This is a genomic window from Enterobacter quasimori (assembly GCF_018597345.1).
GTDB classification, from domain to species: Bacteria; Pseudomonadota; Gammaproteobacteria; order Enterobacterales; family Enterobacteriaceae; genus Enterobacter; species Enterobacter mori.
This window is the reverse complement of the sequence record NZ_JAHEVU010000001.1, coordinates 817,140-836,344: the sequence shown is the minus strand read 5'-3', so window position 1 is coordinate 836,344 and position 19,205 is coordinate 817,140. Positions and strand designations below refer to the sequence as shown.

At 53.6% G+C, this 19,205-nt stretch carries 21 protein-coding genes; 6 read left to right on the top strand and 15 right to left on the bottom strand.

Annotation, left to right across the window (positions count from 1 at the left end):
• Nucleotides 1-30 precede the first annotated feature (30 nt).
• From potD to potA, 4 genes are read right to left on the bottom strand one after another with little or no spacing between them, the layout of a single operon-like run.
• On the bottom strand, nucleotides 31-1,065 hold the full coding sequence (gene potD / locus KK102_RS04050; protein WP_126543729.1) for a spermidine/putrescine ABC transporter substrate-binding protein PotD: 1,035 nt from the start codon (nucleotides 1,063-1,065) through the stop codon (nucleotides 31-33).
• The gene (gene potC, locus KK102_RS04045) at nucleotides 1,062-1,853 is read right to left on the bottom strand and encodes a spermidine/putrescine ABC transporter permease PotC (protein WP_126543730.1); all 792 of its coding nucleotides are present in this window, start codon (nucleotides 1,851-1,853) and stop codon (nucleotides 1,062-1,064) included. The genes potD and potC overlap by 4 nt, the downstream gene beginning before the upstream one ends.
• On the bottom strand, nucleotides 1,850-2,707 hold the full coding sequence (gene potB / locus KK102_RS04040; protein ID WP_216357015.1) for a spermidine/putrescine ABC transporter permease PotB: 858 nt from the start codon (nucleotides 2,705-2,707) through the stop codon (nucleotides 1,850-1,852). The genes potC and potB overlap by 4 nt, the downstream gene beginning before the upstream one ends.
• On the bottom strand, nucleotides 2,691-3,833 hold the full coding sequence (gene potA, locus KK102_RS04035; protein ID WP_216357359.1) for a spermidine/putrescine ABC transporter ATP-binding protein PotA: 1,143 nt from the start codon (nucleotides 3,831-3,833) through the stop codon (nucleotides 2,691-2,693). The genes potB and potA overlap by 17 nt, the downstream gene beginning before the upstream one ends.
• A 237-nt stretch (nucleotides 3,834-4,070) precedes the next feature.
• On the opposite strand from potA, the gene pepT reads away from it, so the two are divergent.
• Nucleotides 4,071-5,294 (top strand): peptidase T, encoded by a 1,224-nt coding sequence (gene pepT / locus KK102_RS04030; RefSeq protein WP_126543733.1) that lies wholly within the window; start codon nucleotides 4,071-4,073, stop codon nucleotides 5,292-5,294.
• A gap of 94 nt (nucleotides 5,295-5,388) precedes the next feature.
• Here pepT and KK102_RS04025 read toward each other — a convergent pair whose 3' ends face one another.
• The 8 genes from KK102_RS04025 to rluE form a co-directional block, all read right to left on the bottom strand.
• Nucleotides 5,389-6,510 carry a ribosomal protein uL16 3-hydroxylase gene (locus KK102_RS04025; protein ID WP_126543734.1) on the bottom strand — a complete coding sequence of 374 codons (1,122 nt, stop codon included), beginning with the start codon at nucleotides 6,508-6,510 and terminating at the stop codon, nucleotides 5,389-5,391.
• Nucleotides 6,511-6,601: 91 nt separating this feature from the next.
• Nucleotides 6,602-8,065, bottom strand: coding sequence for a two-component system sensor histidine kinase PhoQ (gene phoQ, locus KK102_RS04020; RefSeq protein WP_211445989.1), 1,464 nt, complete (start codon nucleotides 8,063-8,065; stop codon nucleotides 6,602-6,604).
• Nucleotides 8,065-8,736 carry a two-component system response regulator PhoP gene (gene phoP, locus KK102_RS04015; protein ID WP_010429800.1) on the bottom strand — a complete coding sequence of 224 codons (672 nt, stop codon included), beginning with the start codon at nucleotides 8,734-8,736 and terminating at the stop codon, nucleotides 8,065-8,067. Before phoP ends, phoQ begins: the two co-directional genes overlap by 1 nt.
• A 122-nt stretch (nucleotides 8,737-8,858) precedes the next feature.
• The gene (purB, locus tag KK102_RS04010; RefSeq protein ID WP_216357014.1) at nucleotides 8,859-10,229 is read right to left on the bottom strand and encodes an adenylosuccinate lyase; all 1,371 of its coding nucleotides are present in this window, start codon (nucleotides 10,227-10,229) and stop codon (nucleotides 8,859-8,861) included.
• Nucleotides 10,230-10,248: 19 nt separating this feature from the next.
• Nucleotides 10,249-10,878: a high frequency lysogenization protein HflD gene (hflD, locus tag KK102_RS04005; RefSeq protein ID WP_010430005.1), complete on the bottom strand. Its 630-nt coding sequence runs from the start codon at nucleotides 10,876-10,878 to the stop codon at nucleotides 10,249-10,251.
• A 26-nt stretch (nucleotides 10,879-10,904) separates the two neighbouring features.
• Entirely contained in the window at nucleotides 10,905-12,017 is a 1,113-nt protein-coding gene (gene mnmA, locus KK102_RS04000; protein ID WP_126543737.1) for a tRNA 2-thiouridine(34) synthase MnmA, read from the bottom strand.
• A gap of 40 nt (nucleotides 12,018-12,057) precedes the next feature.
• On the bottom strand, nucleotides 12,058-12,531 hold the full coding sequence (locus KK102_RS03995) for an NUDIX hydrolase (RefSeq protein ID WP_126543738.1): 474 nt from the start codon (nucleotides 12,529-12,531) through the stop codon (nucleotides 12,058-12,060).
• Between the two features lie 9 nt (nucleotides 12,532-12,540).
• Complete coding sequence (gene rluE / locus KK102_RS03990) at nucleotides 12,541-13,194, bottom strand: 23S rRNA pseudouridine(2457) synthase RluE (protein ID WP_216357013.1); 654 nt, start codon at nucleotides 13,192-13,194, stop codon at nucleotides 12,541-12,543.
• Nucleotides 13,195-13,311: 117 nt separating this feature from the next.
• Here rluE and icd point away from each other — a divergent pair, with 117 nt between their 5' ends.
• The 4 genes from icd (at nucleotide 13,312) to KK102_RS03970 (ending at nucleotide 17,269) form a co-directional block, all read left to right on the top strand.
• Nucleotides 13,312-14,562, top strand: a complete 1,251-nt coding sequence (gene icd / locus KK102_RS03985) for an NADP-dependent isocitrate dehydrogenase (protein ID WP_008500752.1) — start codon at nucleotides 13,312-13,314, stop codon at nucleotides 14,560-14,562.
• Between the two features lie 134 nt (nucleotides 14,563-14,696).
• Complete coding sequence (locus KK102_RS03980) at nucleotides 14,697-14,942, top strand: YmjA family protein (RefSeq protein ID WP_126543741.1); 246 nt, start codon at nucleotides 14,697-14,699, stop codon at nucleotides 14,940-14,942.
• Between the two features lie 306 nt (nucleotides 14,943-15,248).
• Nucleotides 15,249-16,721 (top strand): sensor domain-containing diguanylate cyclase, encoded by a 1,473-nt coding sequence (locus KK102_RS03975; protein WP_126543742.1) that lies wholly within the window; start codon nucleotides 15,249-15,251, stop codon nucleotides 16,719-16,721.
• Nucleotides 16,722-17,020: 299 nt separating this feature from the next.
• Complete coding sequence (locus KK102_RS03970) at nucleotides 17,021-17,269, top strand: GlsB/YeaQ/YmgE family stress response membrane protein (RefSeq protein WP_010430025.1); 249 nt, start codon at nucleotides 17,021-17,023, stop codon at nucleotides 17,267-17,269.
• A 55-nt stretch (nucleotides 17,270-17,324) separates the two neighbouring features.
• Here the strand turns inward: KK102_RS03970 and yoaJ are convergent, their stop codons facing one another.
• From yoaJ to KK102_RS03955, 3 genes are read right to left on the bottom strand one after another with little or no spacing between them, the layout of a single operon-like run.
• Complete coding sequence (yoaJ, locus tag KK102_RS22355) at nucleotides 17,325-17,399, bottom strand: protein YoaJ (protein WP_126543869.1); 75 nt, start codon at nucleotides 17,397-17,399, stop codon at nucleotides 17,325-17,327.
• Nucleotides 17,400-17,498 (bottom strand): YoaK family small membrane protein, encoded by a 99-nt coding sequence (locus tag KK102_RS03960; RefSeq protein ID WP_010430030.1) that lies wholly within the window; start codon nucleotides 17,496-17,498, stop codon nucleotides 17,400-17,402.
• Nucleotides 17,499-17,543: 45 nt separating this feature from the next.
• Nucleotides 17,544-18,572, bottom strand: a complete 1,029-nt coding sequence (locus KK102_RS03955) for a sensor domain-containing diguanylate cyclase (protein ID WP_216357012.1) — start codon at nucleotides 18,570-18,572, stop codon at nucleotides 17,544-17,546.
• A 306-nt stretch (nucleotides 18,573-18,878) separates the two neighbouring features.
• On the opposite strand from KK102_RS03955, the gene KK102_RS03950 reads away from it, so the two are divergent.
• On the top strand, nucleotides 18,879-19,133 hold the full coding sequence (locus tag KK102_RS03950; RefSeq protein ID WP_126543743.1) for a putative hemolysin: 255 nt from the start codon (nucleotides 18,879-18,881) through the stop codon (nucleotides 19,131-19,133).
• Nucleotides 19,134-19,205: the final 72 nt, after the last annotated feature.

Here is a 19,205-nt window from a genome sequence, read left to right as displayed (position 1 = left end):
GACGGGCGACATCGCGTCGCCCGTCACATCTCAACGACCTGCTTTTAACTTCTGATAATACTCTTCATAAAGACGGCTCGCGTCACCCACGTCGTTCTGCCATTCGCCTTTGCTGACGGTATCAGCATCAGGGTACAGCGATTTATCATTCGCGACTTCAGGGCTTAACAGCTTGCGTGCAGCCAGATTTGGTGTCGGGTAGCCGATGGTTTCAGCCACCTGTTTCGCCACGTCGGGGCGCAGCAGGAAGTTAATCAGCTTCAGCGCGCCGTCCACGTTTTTCGCGTTGGCCGGAATCGACAGGCTATCCATCCAGAAGATCCCGCCTTCTTTCGGCCAGACGATCTCCAGCGGCGTACCGGCCTGGCGGGCAACATACGCGGAGCCGTTCCACACCATCCCCAGATTCACTTCGCCTTCCATATATGGGTTTGCCGGGTTATCAGAGTTGAATGCCGCCACGTTAGGCATCAGCTTTTTCAGCTCGTTGTAGGCCGCTTCGATCTCTTTCGGATCGGTGGTGTTACCGGAATAGCCGAGTTTACGCAGCGCTATCTGGAACACCTCACGCGCATCGTCGGTTAACAGCAGGCTGCCTTTGTATTCCGGTTTCCACAGATCGGCCCAGCCTGTAACCGTTTTCGGATCGATGGCATCGCTGTTCACGCCAATAGCTGTCGCCCCCCAGATGTAAGGAATGGAGTAGTCGTTATTCGGATCGAACGGCTTGTTAAGCATCTCCGGGTCGAGATTGCCGAAGTTGGTCAGCTTCGTTTTATCGATCTTCTGGATCATGCCCTCTTTGCGCATTTTGTCGACAAAGTAGGTGGAGGGCACCACCAGATCGTACGCACCGTCTTTGTAGGTTTTGAGCTTGGCGTACATGGTTTCATTCGACTCATAGGTCGAGTAGATAACCTTGATGCCCGTCTCTTTGGTGAACTGTTCCAGTAGCCCGGGCGGCACGTACTCGGTCCAGTTGTAGAAGTAGAGCGTTTTGCTGTCATCAGCGTGCGCGGCACCCATGCCAAGCACCAGCGCCGCAGCGGCGAGCATTTTTTTCATTTCATTGTCCCCTGAGATTTTGTTTTATCACGAGCAATAACCTGGCTGGCAATCACCAGAACCAGCGAAAACACCAGCAGAATGGTCGCCAGCGCGTTCACCTCAGGTGAGACGCCGACTTTCACCATTGAATAGATCTTCAACGGCAGAATTTCATAGCTCGGCCCGGTCACGAAGGAGGAGACTACCACGTCATCCATCGACAGGGTGAAGCTAAGCAGCCATCCGGCCGCCACGGCAGGCATCGCCAGCGGCAGAATGATTTTACGCAGGATGGTCATCTCGCTGGCACCCAGATCTTTCGCCGCCTCCAGCATGCGCACGTCGAACCCTTTAAGACGCGCAAAGACGGTCACCACCACAAACGGCAGGCAGAAGGTGATATGCGAGAACAGCAGCGACCAGAAGCCAAGCTGTACGCCCAGCAGCATGAACAGCACCAGCAGCGAAATGGCCATGACGATATCCGGCGACATCATCACCACAAACAGCATGCCGCTGACGAACGGTTTGCCGCGAAAGCGGTAGCGGTAGAGCGCGACGGCGGTGAGCGAGCCAATCAGCGTCGCGAAGGTGGCGGAGACGATCGCCATCGTCAGCGAGTGCTGAGCGGCCTGCAGCAGGCTGTCGTTGTTCATCAGCAGGCTGTACCAGTTGGTGGTAAAGCCCTGCCAGTTAATCCCAAAGCGCGAGCTGTTAAACGAGTTCACGATCAAAATAACGATCGGGATATACAAATAAGCGTAAATGGCGGTCATAAAACCGCCGCGAAGCAGTCGACCGATCATTCGAGTTCCACCTTTTTATTCAGCAGCCGTGAGGCGCGCCAGTAGACCAGCAGCATCAGACCCATCACCACCGTCAGCGTAATGCTGGTGGCCGAGCCGAACGGCCAGTCGCGGATGTTGAGGAACTGACTCTTGATTACGTTACCGATCAGCAGGTTTTTCGCCCCGCCCATCAGATCCGACACGTAGAACAGGCCCATCGCCGGGAGCATCACCAGCAAGCAGCCCGCGATAATGCCGGGCATCGTCAGCGGAATAATGATACGGATAAAGGTCTGCAGCTTACTGGCACCCAGATCTTTTGCCGCTTCCAGCAGCGGTTTATCCAGCTTCTCAATGCTGGAGTAGAGCGGCATCACCATAAACGGCAGCAGGATATAAACCAGGCCGACAATCACCGCGCTCGGGGTAAACATGATGCGTATCGGCGTATCAATCACCCCCAGCCACAGCAGAAACTCATTCAGATAACCCTTTGTGCTGAGGAAAATCTTCAGACCATAAATACGGATGAGCGAGTTGGTCCAGAAGGGAACAATCAGTAAAAACAGCAGCAGGGGGCGTACCTTTTGTGGCAGGCCCGCGAGAAACCATGCGAAGGGATACCCCAGCATCAGACAGGCGAGGGTGGCAATCAGCGCCATATTGAGCGAGTGCAGCAGAACGTCAAAATAGAGCGGATCGAGCAGGCGCGCGTAGTTGTCCAGCGTAAAGACCAGCTTAACGAAGTTTGCTTCGTCGCGGGTCAGGAAGCTGGTGGCGATTATCATCAGGTTGGGTAAAAAGACAAACAGCACAAGCCAACCGACGATCGTGGCAATCACCACATTCTGGAATTTACTTGTGTTCTTCATCAGCCAGCACAACCTCCCAGCTTTCTACCCAGTTGATAACCATTTTCTGGTCGAGAGAGTGGTCGAAGTCCGGGTCGTCCTCGTTAAAGAACTCGCTGACCATCACCATCTTGCCGTTTTCCAGCTCAACAACGGACTCCAGCGTCATCCCCTTGTAGTTGCGCTCGCGGATATAGCCGATTAACCCTTCGGCCTCGGTATTGCCGTGAATTTCCTCAACGCGCAGATCTTCCGGGCGCAGCAGAACGTTAAGCTTTTGTCCCTTTTCAACGGGGAAATTCACCGTGATGGCACACTCCCGTCCTTCAACGCGGGCCCGGACGCGCTGGTCGTCCAGACGCTCAATCACCGTGGCGTCGAATATATTGATCTCGCCAATGAAGCTAGCGACAAACAGATTCTTCGGCTCTTCGTAGATTTCACGCGGCGTGCCGTCCTGCTCGATTTTGCCGTCACGCATCACCACGATGCGGTCAGACATGGTCAGGGCCTCTTCCTGATCGTGGGTGACGAAGACAAAGGTAATGCCGAGCTTGCGCTGCAGGGCCTTGAGCTCGTTCTGCATCTGCTTGCGCAGCTTGTAATCCAGCGCGGAGAGGGATTCATCCAGCAGGAGCAGACGCGGCTTGTTGACCACGGCGCGGGCGATGGCGACGCGCTGCTGTTGGCCGCCGGAAAGCTGATGGGGTTTACGCTGGGCAAACTCTTCCAGCTGTACCATCCGCAGGGCGTCGGTAACGCGCGGTGGGATCTCAGCGGCAGGCGTTTTTTGCATCCGCAGGCCAAACGCCACGTTCTCAAACACGGTCATGTGTGGGAAGAGGGCATAGCTCTGAAAGACAGTGTTGACGTGACGGTCTTCGGCGGGAACCTGGGTGATGTCCTGGTTTTCAAGATGGATATGGCCGTTATCGACGCTTTCCAGCCCGGCGATAAGGCGCAGTACGGTTGTTTTGCCGCAGCCGGAGGGGCCAAGCAGCGTCAGAAACTCACCGTCATTGATGGTGAGAGTGAGGTCGGAAATGACGTCCTTGCCATCAAAACTTTTACGAATTCGTTCCAGTTTCACCAGCGGTGAACGGGTTTGTGTATTCAATTTTTGCGCTGTCCCATATAGACGCCTCAGGCAGCAGACTGAAGCGGGGTTTGTGTGTAACCACCTTGGTGACTCGTAATGAGGGCGGACATTCTACGGCAATCCCCTGCAATCGCCAATCCTTGTCACTGATTCATAAGCTACATTTACTAACGCATAACGATATAAACGGAAAATATTCTCGTTTGCGGGATAAAAGTGACCTGACGCAATATTTGCGTTTTGATGCTTATTGATAATGTTGTCACAAAAAGTGAGGGTGACTGCATGGATAAATTACTTGAGCGTTTTTTACAGTACGTTTCGCTGGATACCCAATCTAAGCCGGGTGTTCGCCAGGTGCCGAGCACCGAAGGCCAGTGGAAGTTATTAAATCTGCTCAAAGAGCAGCTTGACGCCATGGGGCTGGTCAACGTCACGTTAAGCGAGAAAGGCACTGTGATGGGAACGCTGCCGGCGAATGTCGACGGGGATATCCCGGCGATTGGCTTTATCTCCCATGTCGACACCTCTCCGGATTTTAGCGGTAAACATGTAAACCCGCAGATTGTGGAAAACTACCGCGGCGGCGACATTGCGCTGGGCATCGGCGACGAAGTGCTTTCGCCCGTCATGTTCCCGGTGCTGCACCAGCTGCTGGGCCAGACGCTGATCACCACCGACGGCAAAACGCTGCTGGGGGCGGATGATAAAGCGGGCATTGCCGAAATCATGACCGCGCTGGCGGTGCTGAAGGATAAAAACATCCCACACGGGGATATCCGCGTGGCCTTTACGCCGGACGAAGAGGTCGGCAAGGGGGCGAAGCACTTCGACGTGGAGGCCTTTAACGCGCAGTGGGCCTATACCGTTGACGGCGGCGGCGTCGGTGAACTGGAGTATGAAAACTTCAATGCCGCGTCCGTCACGATCAAAATTGTCGGCAATAACGTTCACCCCGGTTCGGCGAAAGGCGTCATGGTGAACGCGCTGTCGCTGGCGTCACGAATTCATGCGGAAGTCCCGGCGGAAGAGAGCCCCGAACAGACCGAGGGGTATGAAGGGTTCTATCACCTGACCAGCATCAAAGGCACCGTGGACAGCGCGCAAATGCACTACATCGTTCGCGACTTCGACCGCAAAGCCTTTGAGGCGCGCAAGCGTAAGATGATGGAGATCGCCAAGAAGGTGGGGAAAGGATTACACCCTGATTGCTACATTGAACTCATCATCGAAGACAGCTATTACAACATGCGCGAGAAGGTGATGGCGCATCCGCATATTCTCGATATCGCCCAGCAGGCGATGCGCGACTGCGATATTGAACCGCAGCTGAAGCCGATTCGCGGCGGTACTGATGGCTCGCAATTGTCGTTTATGGGATTACCTTGCCCGAACCTGTTTACCGGCGGGTATAACTACCACGGCAAGCATGAGTTTGTGACGCTGGAAGGAATGGAAAAGGCGGTGAAGGTGATTGTGCGGATAGCTGAACTGACGGCAAAACGCTGAGAAAACGCCCGGTGGCGCTTCGCTTACCGGGCCTACGGCATCACGCTTTTGTAGGCCGGGTAAGGCGCAGCCGCCACCCGGCGAATATCACCGATCAGTCCTCAAAGAACCAATACCCGCTGTTCACCAGCGCGGCCAGCATCGCGAGGAAGGACGGGTCTTCCAGCGCGTCGCCAAAGGTATCGGCAGTGAGCACCAGATGGCTGGCAATCGCTTCCAGCGCCGGACGGTGTGGAGAGTCCAGCTTTTCGCCGTTGACGAAGACATCTTCACCAATGCGCAGCACGCGTAACCCACCGAGGCGAACCAGCTTGTCACCCTGTTGCAGGGCATCATAAATCTCATCGGCCTGATAGGGCGGCTCCGGCGGCGCAACGTCCAGCTCGTGGCGTGACTGGCTGACAAACTCACCAAACCACTGTTTAAAGTGTTCCGGCTCGTTGATCAAATCCAGCATCATGCCGCGCAGCTTATCAAGCTCTTCCGGCAGGATGTCAGCAGGGTGTTCACGCGATGGCACGTCCGGGTCGCTGTAGCGGTAGCTGCCCAGCTCGCGCTGGAGAACGTAGTCAGCGAAGCCGCTGATCATTTCGCGCCCGCTTGGCGCGCGGAACCCCACGGAGTAGTTGAGCGAGTTTTCCAGGGAGTAACCTTCGTGCGGGAATCCCGGCGGAATGTAGAGAATATCGCCCGGCTCCAGCTCTTCGTCGATGATCCCTTCAAACGGGTCAACCTGAAGCAGGTCCGGATGCGGGCAGTGCTGTTTCATCGGTACTTTGTCACCCACGCGCCAGCGACGGCGGCCGGTACCCTGAATGATAAACACGTCGTACTGATCCAGATGCGGGCCGACGCCGCCACCGGGAACGGAGAAGGAGATCATCAGATCGTCCATTCGCCAGTCGGGCAGGGCGCGGAACGGGCGCATTAAGGCGGCGGTAGGCTCATGCCAGTTGTTGACCGCCTGCACCAGTAAAGACCAGTTATTTTCGCCCAGGTGATCGTAGCTTTCGAAAGGACCGTGGCTGACCTGCCATTTTCCGTCCTGGTGGCTGACCAGGCGGCTGTCGACTTCATTTTCCATGGCCAGGCCGGCCAGCTCGTCAGGGGAGATAGGATCGACAAAATTGCTGAACCCGCGTTTGAGAACCACCGGGCGTTTTTGCCAGTAGCGCTCGATAAACTCGGGCCAGTTAAGTGCTAAGTGATATTCCATATTTTTTTATTCCGCAGGCTCTTATTGAGTCGGATTATAACGGAAGCTCAGGAGCCTGAGTGCGAGATCCGCGCATTTTTCACATAACGGGTCAAGTATCGTTCGATGTGGGATGCTGACGGCCAAAAATAGCCTCCATTCGCGCACCGCCCAGCAGGCTTTCACCCGTTTCAATTTTGCCATCGTACTGATCGACAATCTCCCGGGCGACGGCTAACCCCACCCCCTGACCCGGACGCAGCGTATCGGCGCGTTGACCACGATCAAACACCACTTCACGTTTATTGCGGGGAATGCCGGGCCCGTCGTCTTCAACGATGATGTGCAGCTCGTTATCCGTCTGGCGCGCGGACACTTCCACAAACTCCAGGCAGTATTTACAGGCGTTATCGAGCAGGTTACCCATCACTTCCATGAAATCATTTTTCTCGCCCACGAAGCTGATTTCCGGCGAGATATCGAGGCTGATGTTCACCCCTTTACGCTGATACACCTTGTTCAGCGCGGAAGTGAGGTTGTCCAGTAAAGGTGCCACCGGATGCAGCTCGCGGCTCAATAACGCACTTCCTGAACGCATGCTGGCGCGATGGAGATAATAGCCAATTTGCTGCGAGATGCGACTGATCTGCTCAAGCATCACAGGCTCTGCGTCATCAACGCTGAGCGTTGAGCTACGCATGGAACGCAGCGTGCTCTGCATGACCGCCAGTGGCGTCTTAAGGCTGTGCGTCAGGTCGGTGAGCGTGGTGCGGTATTTATCATAGCGTTCGCGCTCGCTTTTCAGCAGGCGGTTAAGATTACGCACCAGGCTGGTGAGTTCACGCGTGGTTTCCGGGTTGAGCTTTTCACGATGATGTTCTTCCAGCTCGCGAACCTCTTTGGCCAGTGATTCTATCGGACGTAAACTCCACCATGCTGCGACCCACAGCAGAGGGATAACCAGCAGAAGATTGGCGGCCAGAACGTACACGAACCAGCTCCAGACCATATAAGAACGCTTAAGCTCAACCGGAATGGTGTCGATCACCACGATGGTCAACTGCGGCATGTTCATGGTAGCGGGATAGAGATTAATGGCGACGGAGTGGGTCATCTCCGTGTCGTCGTCATCCTCGCGTATCTCATTCAGCTTTTGCTGAAGGGCGCGATCGTCATGCAGCAATGCGCTGGTTGAATTGAGATCGGCCTCAATCTCATGAAAACCATTCGTCCTGAGCCATTCAGGGCGAATGCGTTTTTTTAGCCAGGGTACGTCGCGCTGAGCCCACAGCAGTTTGCCTTTTTCATCATAAATTAACGCCAGCGTTGGGCTTTGCTGATTGAGGTGCTCAGGCATATCCACGGTAATGTGGTTATCTTCCCACTTCGCCAGGGTATAAAACAGGTTACTTTCGCCGCGTAACAGACGGAAGGTTGTTTTATCGAAGCTCACGCTATACCCGACCAGCGCCACTATCCCATAAGAAAGAGAAAGCACCAGCACCACGGCAGCGGTTGCCAGCAGAAAGCGCACCCGCAGCGAAAGGGGCAGAAAGTGTCGTGAAATCCCTTTCATTAGCGTAATTCGAACAGGTAACCCTGACCACGAACCGTGGTGATCACGTCCTGCGGGTATTGCGCCTGAATTTTTTTGCGCAAACGTCCCATCAGCACGTCAATGGTGTGGCTCTCCCGTAGCTCGGCATCCGGGTAAAGCTGGAGCATTAAGGAATCCTTGCTCACCACTTTGCCGTTATTACGGATAAGCGTCTCCATGATGGTGTATTCGAACGCCGTCAGCTTGACCACTTCATTGTTAATAGAAAATTCGCGGCGGGAAAGATCAACCTGGAATGGCGGAAGGGAGATAACCTGCGAAGCATGACCGCTGTTGCGACGTAACAGCGCCTGCATGCGCGCAGCGACTTCTTCGATATGAAACGGCTTCGTCACGTAGTCGTCCGCACCCGCGCTGAGCACTTCCACTTTATCCTGCCAGCCTTCACGGGCGGTCAGGACCAGCACCGGCAGAGAGACGTCATGGCTGCGCCAGCGACGGATCAGCGAGAGACCGTCTTCATCCGGCAAGCCTAAATCGACAATGGCGATATCCGGCAGGTGTTCATTGAGATAATAATCGGCTTCTTTTGCATCTTCAGCATCGTCCACCTGATGTCCCATCTCCTGAAGCTGAACTTTCAGGTGATGACGTAGCAATGCGTTATCCTCAACAACCAGTACGCGCATCATCTCTTCTCCCTAAATAATTGGTATGAATAGTTTAACGCTGATTATGTTGTTGTGGTGATAAACATTGACTAAACCGGGGAAAAGCATCCCCCTTTTCGGGCGAAAAGGGGGAGAGAGGGTTACTTCAGCTCGTCAACCATTGTGACGGCGCGACCAATATAATTCGCCGGGGTCATCGCCTTGAGACGCGTTTTCTCGTCCTCCGGCAGTTCCAGACCGTCGATAAACTGCTTCATGCCTTCAGCGTCCACGCGTTTGCCACGGGTCAGCTCTTTCAGCTTCTCGTACGGTTTTTCAATGCCGTAACGGCGCATCACGGTCTGGATTGGCTCTGCCAGCACTTCCCAGTTGTGATCCAGTTCGTCCAGCAGACGATCGCGGTTCACTTCCAGTTTGCTCACGCCTTTCAGGGTGGACTGATAGGCGATCAGCGCGTAGCCAATGCCTACGCCGAGGTTACGCAGTACGGTGGAGTCAGTCAGGTCACGCTGCCAGCGGGAAACCGGCAGTTTGCTCGCCATATGCTGCAGCATGGCGTTCGCCAGGCCCAGGTTGCCTTCGGAGTTTTCGAAGTCGATTGGGTTTACTTTGTGCGGCATGGTGGAAGAGCCGATTTCACCGGCGATCGTTTTCTGCTTGAAGTGGTTCAACGCGATGTAGCCCCACACGTCGCGATCGAAGTCGATCAGGATGGTGTTGAAGCGCGCGATGCAGTCAAACAGCTCGGCGATATAGTCGTGCGGCTCAATCTGGGTGGTGTACGGGTTCCACTGAATACCCAGAGAGGTCACGAACTCTTCGCTGAACTGGTGCCAGTCCACTTCCGGATAGGCGGCGATGTGGGCGTTATAGTTGCCAACGGCACCGTTGATTTTGCCGAGGATCTCAACCTGTTCCAGCTGACGATACTGACGCTCCATACGGTATGCCACGTTTGCCATCTCTTTACCCATGGTAGAGGGGGTAGCCGGCTGGCCGTGGGTACGGGAAAGCAGCGGAATGTCGCGATATTCCGCGGACAGCGCTTTTACCGCGTCGATGATTTTACGCCAGTAAGGCAGCACCACCTCTTTGCGCGCGGTGGAGAGCATCAGCGCGTGAGACAGGTTATTGATGTCTTCAGAGGTACAGGCAAAGTGAATGAATTCAGACACGGCGTGCAGGGCAGGAACGCTTTCCACTTTCTCCTTCAGGAAGTACTCAACCGCCTTCACGTCGTGGTTGGTGGTGCGTTCAATGGTCTTAATGCGCGCGGCATCTTCTTCATTGAAGTCAGCAACGATTTTATCAAGGTAATCGTTTGCCTTTTCGTCAAAAGCAGGAACTTCCTTGATTGCTGCCTGGGCGGCCAGCTTTTGCAGCCAGCGTACTTCAACCTGAACACGGAACTTCAGCAAACCATATTCGCTGAAGATCCCGCGCAGCGCGCTGACTTTATCGCCGTAGCGTCCATCGACAGGGGATACGGCGGTCAGTGAGGATAATTCCATAATTCGCAACTCCGGGAGGTTAACAATGAGCAAGAATTTGTTTTGCCTGAGTGGTCAGGCGATTACGAGAAAACATTAACTGCAGGCGGCCGCCGCCAACCTGATGCCACAGCACGGCGGCGCGGATGCCCGCCAGCAGCGAGGCGCGAACCTTCGCCTGAACCTGCGGGCTTTGCAGCACAGCAGGCGAGCCGGTGACCTGAATGCGCGGGCCGAGCGGGCTGATGACGTCGACATAAATCCCCGCCATCGCGCTCAGCAGCGTTTCCGACTGCAGGTCAAAATGATCGAGCTGACGCTGCAGCCCGGCAATGCGATCGCCCAGCGTATTCATTGCGCCTTTTGCGGCGTTTAGCTTACGTTCCAGTACCATCAGGCTTAAGGTGTAGCGGGTCAATTCCGCGTTTAAACCCTGGCGGTTGCTGGCATTGAGCACGCCGAGCAGGGTTTCAAGACCGAGACGAAGATTGGCTTCACTGCCGCCGAAAACACCCAGCGTAGAGCCCGGGTTGAGATCGATAACGCTGTTAAGTGAAACGTGCAGAGCATCGGCGTCGCAGTGACCCTGATGCGCCAGCTGTTGCACCAGACGGGCTGACTGGCAAATTCCCGCCAGCGCCAGGGTGATGTCATAATAGTTCTTCGCCACACGCTCTCCTTTATGTGTGCAATCGGTTAAACAGCGGGCAGCGGCAGGCGCTGTTCAATGATCCCGCCGCCCAGGCAAATTTCGCCGCTGTAAAAAACAGCGGACTGACCCGGCGTAACGGCAGAAACAGGTTCGTCAAAACGCACCTCTATGCGATCGTCATCCAGTGCGGTGACGGTGCAGGGAATATCCGTCTGGCGGTAGCGCGTTTTCACCGTGCAGCGCAGCGTGCCGTTCAGCGGCTCACGATCGACCCAATGCAGCTGCTGCGCGATAAGCCCAACGGACATCAGGCGCGGGTGGTCGTGACCCTGAGCAACAACCAGAATATTGTTTTCGACATCTTTGTCGACCACGTACCACGGATCTTCGCTACCTTCTTTCGTCCCGCCGATACCCAGACCTTTACGCTGGCCGAGGGTGTGGTACATCAGGCCCTGATGCTGGCCAATTTCATCGCCGTCAACGGTGACGATTTTCCCCGGCTGTGCGGGCAGGTAGCGGCCCAGGAATTCCCGGAATTTGCGCTCGCCGATAAAGCAGATGCCGGTAGAGTCTTTTTTCTTCGCGGTGATCAGGTCCAGCTCTTCGGCGATTTTACGCACCTGCGGCTTTTCCAGCTCGCCGACAGGGAACAGGCTCTGGGCGATTTGCTCGTGGCTCAGCGTATAGAGGAAGTAGCTTTGATCTTTGTTGCCGTCCAGACCGCGCAGCAGTTGGCTTTTGCCATTCACGTCTGCACGACGCACGTAGTGACCGGTCGCAATGTAGTCTGCGCCCAGATCTTCCGCGGCGAATTCCAGGAAGGCTTTGAATTTGATCTCTTTGTTGCAGAGAATATCGGGGTTCGGCGTGCGGCCCGCTTTGTACTCTTCGAGGAACAGTTCAAAGACGTTGTCCCAGTATTCTGCGGCAAAGTTTACGGTGTGCAGTTCAATGCCGAGCTTGTCGCACACGGCCTGCGCATCGGCGAGATCCGCAGCGGCAGTGCAATATTCCTCACCATCATCTTCCTCCCAGTTCTTCATGAACAGGCCCTCCACCTTATAGCCCTGTTGCTGTAACAGGTAGGCGGAAACGGAGGAATCGACACCGCCGGACATGCCGACGATCACTTTTTTCTGGCTATTATCTGACATGGAATACTCACGACATTGAACTTCAAGGCGGCGTATTCTATCACGCCCCCCCACCGTTGACACCCTCTGTAAACGGCCAGTTAAATTCTCCGATGACATCCAGCGGCAGGCGACCCGCAGACTGCCAGCAGCGGATGCTTTCCGCAACCAGCGGCGAGCGCAGGTTTGGCGCGTTCAGGATCTCGTCGGCGGTCACCCACAGGCAGCGATCGATATCGTCATCCTGCGGTTCAGTGGCGCACGTTTCGCTAAGCTCAACGGCGAATAAAAAGCGCAGAAAGGGGGTGCTGTCGGGCGCGATCCACTGGTGCATACGGATGAAGTGCTGGGGCTCAGCGTGAATCCCGGTCTCTTCCCACAGCTCGCGTTTCGCGGCCTGCAGGAGGGTCTCATTGGCTTCAAGATGCCCGGCAGGCTGGTTCCACAGCGCTTTGCCGTTAATGCTCTCTTCGACAACCAGGAATTTACCCTTAGCGTGGACCACGCAGGCAACCGTGACATGAGGTTTAAACATAGTGACTCCTTAAGGGGTGACGTCTCGCCATTCACCGTTTGCCAGCGTTTCCAGGGTGTAGTTACCCATAGCGTAGCGAATCAGACGCAGGGTAGGGAAGCCAACGTGCGCGGTCATGCGGCGAACCTGACGGTTACGGCCTTCGTAAAGGGTGATTTTGAGCCAGCTGGTCGGAATGGATTTGCGTTCGCGGATCGGCGGGGTGCGCGGCCACAGCCACTCCGGTTCATTCACGCGTTCAATACCTGCCGGCAGGGTGGGGCCGTCGTTCAGCGTGACGCCTTTACGCAATTTTTCCAGCGTTTCTTCGTCCGGCTCGCCTTCGACCTGGACGAAGTAAATTTTGCCGGTGCGTTTCCCGGGCTGCGTGAGCTTCGCCTGCAGGGCGCCGTCGTTGGTTAAGACCAGCAGGCCTTCGCTGTCGCGGTCCAGACGGCCCGCTGCGTAGACGCCCTGAACAGGTATATAGTCCTTCAGCGTGCTGCGCCCAGCCTCATCGGTGAACTGCGGCAAAACATCGTAGGGTTTATTGAACAGAATCACCCGCTTTGGCTGGGTTTCTTGCGGTCGTCTGGCGGCTTGTCGCGAGCTGAATCGCTCAACCCGGTGTTTTGTAAAAGAAGTTTTCTTCATGGTATTTTCAGGCGTTATCAATTGCCGCATTATAGCCTAATAACGAAGACCTTTCATGGCGCAGGACAATCAGGTACTATCGAAGGGCTCATTACAATTTATTAACATAAGATCAGTAACAACCAGAAGCGCTCGAAGGAGAGGTTAATGGAAAGCAAAGTAGTTGTTCCGGCGGAAGGTAAAAAGATCACCCTGCAAAACGGCAAGATTAACGTTCCTCACAATCCGATTATCCCGTTCATTGAAGGCGACGGTATCGGTGTAGACGTTACCCCGGCAATGCTGAAAGTGGTTGATGCCGCTGTTGAGAAAGCCTACAAAGGCGAGCGTAAAATTTCCTGGATGGAAATTTACACCGGTGAGAAATCGACTCAAGTTTATGGCCAGGACGTCTGGCTGCCAGCAGAAACGCTGGACCTGATCCGCGACTACCGCGTTGCTATTAAAGGCCCACTGACGACGCCAGTTGGCGGCGGTATCCGTTCCCTGAACGTGGCACTGCGTCAGGAGCTGGACCTGTACGTGTGTCTGCGTCCGGTTCGTTACTATCAGGGCACCCCTAGCCCGGTTAAGCACCCTGAACTGACCGACATGGTTATCTTCCGCGAAAACTCAGAAGACATCTACGCGGGTATCGAATGGAAAGCGGACTCTGCTGACGCAGAAAAAGTGATTAAATTCCTGCGCGAAGAGATGGGCGTGAAGAAAATTCGCTTCCCTGAGCATTGCGGTATCGGCATTAAGCCGTGCTCCGAGGAAGGGACCAAGCGTCTGGTGCGCGCGGCCATCGAATATGCAATCACCAACGACCGTGACTCTGTGACCCTGGTTCACAAAGGCAACATCATGAAGTTCACCGAAGGCGCGTTCAAAGACTGGGGTTACCAGTTGGCGAAAGAAGAGTTCGGCGGTGAGCTAATCGACGGTGGCCCATGGCAGAAGATCAAGAACCCGAACACCGGCAAAGAGATCATCATTAAAGATGTGATCGCCGATGCGTTCCTGCAGCAGATCCTGCTGCGTCCTGCTGAATACGACGTCATCGCCTGTATGAACCTGAACGGTGACTACATCTCTGACGCTCTGGCAGCACAGGTTGGCGGTATCGGTATCGCCCCTGGTGCGAACATCGGTGACGAGTGCGCCCTGTTCGAAGCGACCCATGGTACTGCGCCTAAATACGCAGGCCAGGACAAAGTGAACCCAGGCTCAATTATTCTGTCCGCAGAAATGATGCTGCGTCATATGGAATGGTTCGAAGCCGCAGACCTGATCGTTAAAGGTATGGAAGGCGCGATTAACGCGAAAACCGTAACTTACGATTTCGAACGTCTGATGGAAGGCGCTAAGCTGCTGAAATGTTCAGAGTTTGGCGACGCGATTATCGCGAATATGTAATCCAGACTCTGGGTTAAACACGAGCGGGGGCCTGAGGGTTCCCGTTTTTTTTGCCTTTGCGGCGTTGACTCCAGGCTTTGGTCAGGGGATATACTCGCTACAATCCTCTTTAACCGTCAGACTCAAGAATGATTATGAACAACGAAATCCCACTTAAATTTTATGACATCGTCGATGAATACTCGACGGAATCGGCTGAAGCCGTGAGCGACTCTGAGCGTGACGGCCTGGCACATTATTTCCAGCTGTTGCTTACCCGTTTGGCAAATAACGAGGAGATCAGCGAAGAAGCCCAGCAAGAGATGGCCAACACGGCAGGGATCCGCACGATGCGTATAGATGATGTTGCGAACTTCCTTAACCAGTGGGGCAACGAGTAGCGCAGGGGTGCTATCTGAATAAGTGATGCATGCCAACGTCATCAATTAATGTTTTGATGTCGGAAGATATTCATTCCCGATAACTATCTCCCTGAATATGTATGCTGGCTAACGCACTTTTTAGTGCATTAGCCATTTATCAATGCCCCAGGAATCTTATTTCGTGAATACTTCCAGCTTAAAACCAAGACGGGTGGTTTCATTTGCATGGCTTAAGTACAATTTATTTTCCTCTTATACTGACCTTTGCTACAGTGACAAGCGTTGTGAGCCAGGGATATCAGGCGTGATAAGGTGGATTAGCTCGTGCATGTGAAAAACGCGTTTAACACAACAACCATTACCGTCATCATCGTCTCACTCATTATTTCGCTGTCGCTTGTCGTTCAGATCGCCACGTCCAGGCAGCAATCAATTCAACAAATTAATACCAGCGTTGCCAACCTGAGCCATACCCTCGATGTGTACACTGAGGGGATTATGCGCCAAAGTGAAATGTTGATTACCACCGTCGCTGACATGATTGAAATTTATGGCATGACGCCGCAGCAGGCTGTGAATATTCAGCGGATAATAACAAATCAGGATGATTTACTTTCTCAGATAAATAATGTCGTCGTCTACGATGCGAAAGGGGATATCTTCACGGCATTGCATGAGGGGTTTTCCGGTTCCCGTAAAGGGGCAGACAGGCCATTTTTCGTCTATCACAAAGAAAATAAAAATTCGCAGCTTTTTATTGGTCAACCTGTGGTGAGCAGAACAAACGGTAAATGGGTGATTACCATCAGTCGACGCCTGGAAACGCACTCGGGAGCCTTTAACGGGGTTGTCGTGGTCACGCTGGGTATCGAAAACTTTCTTGCGCTATACGGACAGATTAACATTGGTCATTCTGGGGTTATTGGTTTAACGACGCAAACCGGTGTATTACTCGTTCGGCACCCTTTTAAAAATAACTATATTGGCGCGATTGTTTCTGACTCACCCCTCTTTAAGGAGTATCTCAAGGTACAGAATGCCGGGATAGCCAGTTCCGTCTCGCGGTTTGATAAAATCGAACGCATCTACGCGTTTGAGAAAAACAGACGCTATGGATTGGTGACGACCGTGGCGGTCAGCAAGGAGGAGGCGCTGTCTCCCTGGCGCAAGCAGGCCATTCAGCTCGCCGTGGTTATTCTTATTTTAACCGCCGTGCTGATCGTGGCTTCCTACTTTTTGTATGTGGACTTATCCAGAAAAAATCGGGTTAACAAAGAGCTTCAGATCATTGCCTCTGAAGATGCATTGACCGGGCTTTTCAATCGCCGCGCATTTGATGAAAAGATCCTGTCTGAAATTGCGCGCTGTGCGGCTGACAACTCCCCGATTTCGGTGCTGATCGTGGATGCGGATTTCTTCAAAAAATACAATGACAACTATGGGCACCCGGAAGGGGATCGCTGTCTTAGTCTTCTGGGAGATTGCCTCAGGAAAAGCCTTACCCGGGACAACCAAATTGTGGCGAGATACGGCGGCGAGGAATTTGCGCTCATCTTGCCTGACGCCGATATCGAGGAGGCGTGCCGACTTGGCAAATCCATTATTCGCAATGTCTGTTCCCTGAATATTGAACACGATTTCAGCCCCTTTGGCCGGGTAACGGTAAGCGTAGGGGTCTCTACCGCGCGTGCCGTGGAGATTGCAGGCAGCCAGCAGAACATTATTATTGCTGCCGATCGTGCGCTCTATCAGGCAAAACGGGCCGGGCGAAACCAGCACGCCTTTATTGCAGTATGATGTGTCTGTCCTGCAGGCAAAAAAAGCCCACTCAAGAGTGGGCAAGAAATACTGGAAGCAATGTGAGCAATGTCGTACTGAATACCCGAGTATTTCACTCAACTATTCAGTGTTGAGAAAGATAATCTTTCTCAACAAAAGATGCAACCCCACACTTCATGTGGAACGGCATTTTTTATAGCTCAGATTTTACTCAAACAAACCCTGTGATGCTTATCACAAATTTCCTTTCTTAAATCCTGTGCTATCCTTTTCTGTGTCGTTGATTTAATGACAAAAACCATACAGAGAGGAAAGCTATGGGAATTTTATCCTGGATTATCTTTGGGCTGATTGCGGGGATCCTGGCGAAGTGGATTATGCCGGGCAAAGATGGTGGTGGTTTCTTCGTAACCGTAATACTGGGGATTGTGGGTGCAGTCGTTGGCGGCTGGATCAGTACCCTGTTCGGGTTTGGCAAAGTGGATGGCTTCAATTTTGGCAGCTTTGCCGTCGCGGTGATTGGCGCCCTGGTGGTTCTGTTTATCTACAGAAAAATCAAAAGCTAACTCTGTTATTTTGCTGAAAAAGGCTGCCGGATGGCGGCCTTTTTACATTGGCGGTTTACCACCAGCCAAGCTGTGAACCTGCGACAGCCACGATTGCCACGACCAACATAATGATGGTTGTTTTTCTCATTTATGCCCCCGGCGCAGCGTAACCGCCAATGAAAAACCAGGCCAAAAAAATCACCGCCGTTATAAAAATAACAACCGGGAAGAGGATCCCTATTCGCATGCCATCACCTTTATCCTGTTACGTAACGCCGTAGAGTGTACGGCGTTAATCTATCTTGAGAAAGCGTGTTTTGCTTTTTCCTTTTTTGTCTTGATACATCGCTATATCTGCCGCCTGTAACGCGCTGTCCGCATCGGTGCTGGTGGGATCGACTTCGACGATACCCAGACTCGCGCCCGGATACACAATATGAACCTGACCGAGCCAGTATTCACCCGCAATACGGGCGCTAAGCCGGGTTTTCAGCAGATTAATTTGCGTCTTTTCGGCTTCCTCTGTGCTTTGACTCAGACAGGCTACCAGAAACTCATCGCCGCCTAACCTTCCGACGATCTCGTCCTCGGTCTGTTCGTCAGTGAGTCGCTTGCCCACTTCGATCAGGAATCGATCGCCCGTCTCGTGCCCGAAGCGATCGTTAATCAGTTTGAAATCATCCAGATCGATAAACGCAATAATGGCGTTGCGTTTGAGGTGTTTAGCTAAGGAAAACAGGGTGGTGAGATTCTCGAAAATCGCCCGACGGTTGGGTAACCCCGTTAGAGCATCGGTATAAGAGTGGGCGATGAGCGCTGCATTGGCTTCGCGAAGCTGGGCCACCAGGGACTCTTTTTGAATATACTGGGAAATTAAACCGGCAAACAGCTTCAGCACGTGTTCACCGCGCTCGCTTAGCTGCTTCTTCTCCGTGCTGGTCGCGCACAGGGTCCCGTAAAGCGAACCATCAGCCAGGTGAATCGGGATACTCATGTAGGTTGTAATCCCAAGCGCTTTTGCGGCTTCGCAATCAGGCCAGCGCCCCGCCACATCGTTGCTGAACAGAGTATCGCTGTCTATCGCCCGCTTGCACAGGGTATCCCCCCACGGAACGCTCAGCCCTTCAGGGATCTGCATCTGCTTACTGTTGCGGGCATAAAGAATATGCTGCAACCGCGCGTTGATATCCACCTTTGTCAGGTAGGTGGATTCCATTTCAGTCACAATTTCCAGCATCTCCAGCAGCTGGCGTACAAGACTTTCTAAGGATTGCTCGGTGGCGAGTGTTTCAGAAACACGGGCAAGGATGATATCCGACATGACGTGGGCTGACTCCCATACAGAAGACGTCTGCATCTGCATGTTATGCTGAAATTTTACAATTCCGACATAGTAAAACATGAATATAACAAATTTTATACATTCTCGGGGCGATTCTGGAGACAAAAAGGCCCCGGTGCTGTGACCGGGGCAAAGACATCTTGATTACGGAATGATGTTCTCTGGTCATGTCGAGAACACGCTGCACTGTAAGGGGCAAAAGTGCAGTTACGATGGAGAAATCATGGAGAAAACCCTCCTGACCCGTTACCCTGACGTTTTCAGGACGCTTTAAGGATCGCGATGATGAAATATCTGTTACTGGCGCTGGCGTTACCGCTCGCGGCGTGCACAACAAAAGCCACTCAACCTGACGCCCCCATGCCGCCGCAGGCGGTAGGAATGGCGAACCCGGCCTCCGTGTATTGCCTGGAGAGAGGGGGCGAACAGATCCCGGTGCAAAGTCCGCAGGGTGTGCGTACCGAGTGCAAACTGCCTGGCGGTGAAGTGATTGATGAATGGGATCTCTACCGTCGCGATCGTCCGCAACCTGCCAGGTGACAGCGGGATACTGTCTGCGATACACTTCTCTTTAGGATTATTCTTAGCCAGTTTCTGGCGATATTGACCGCG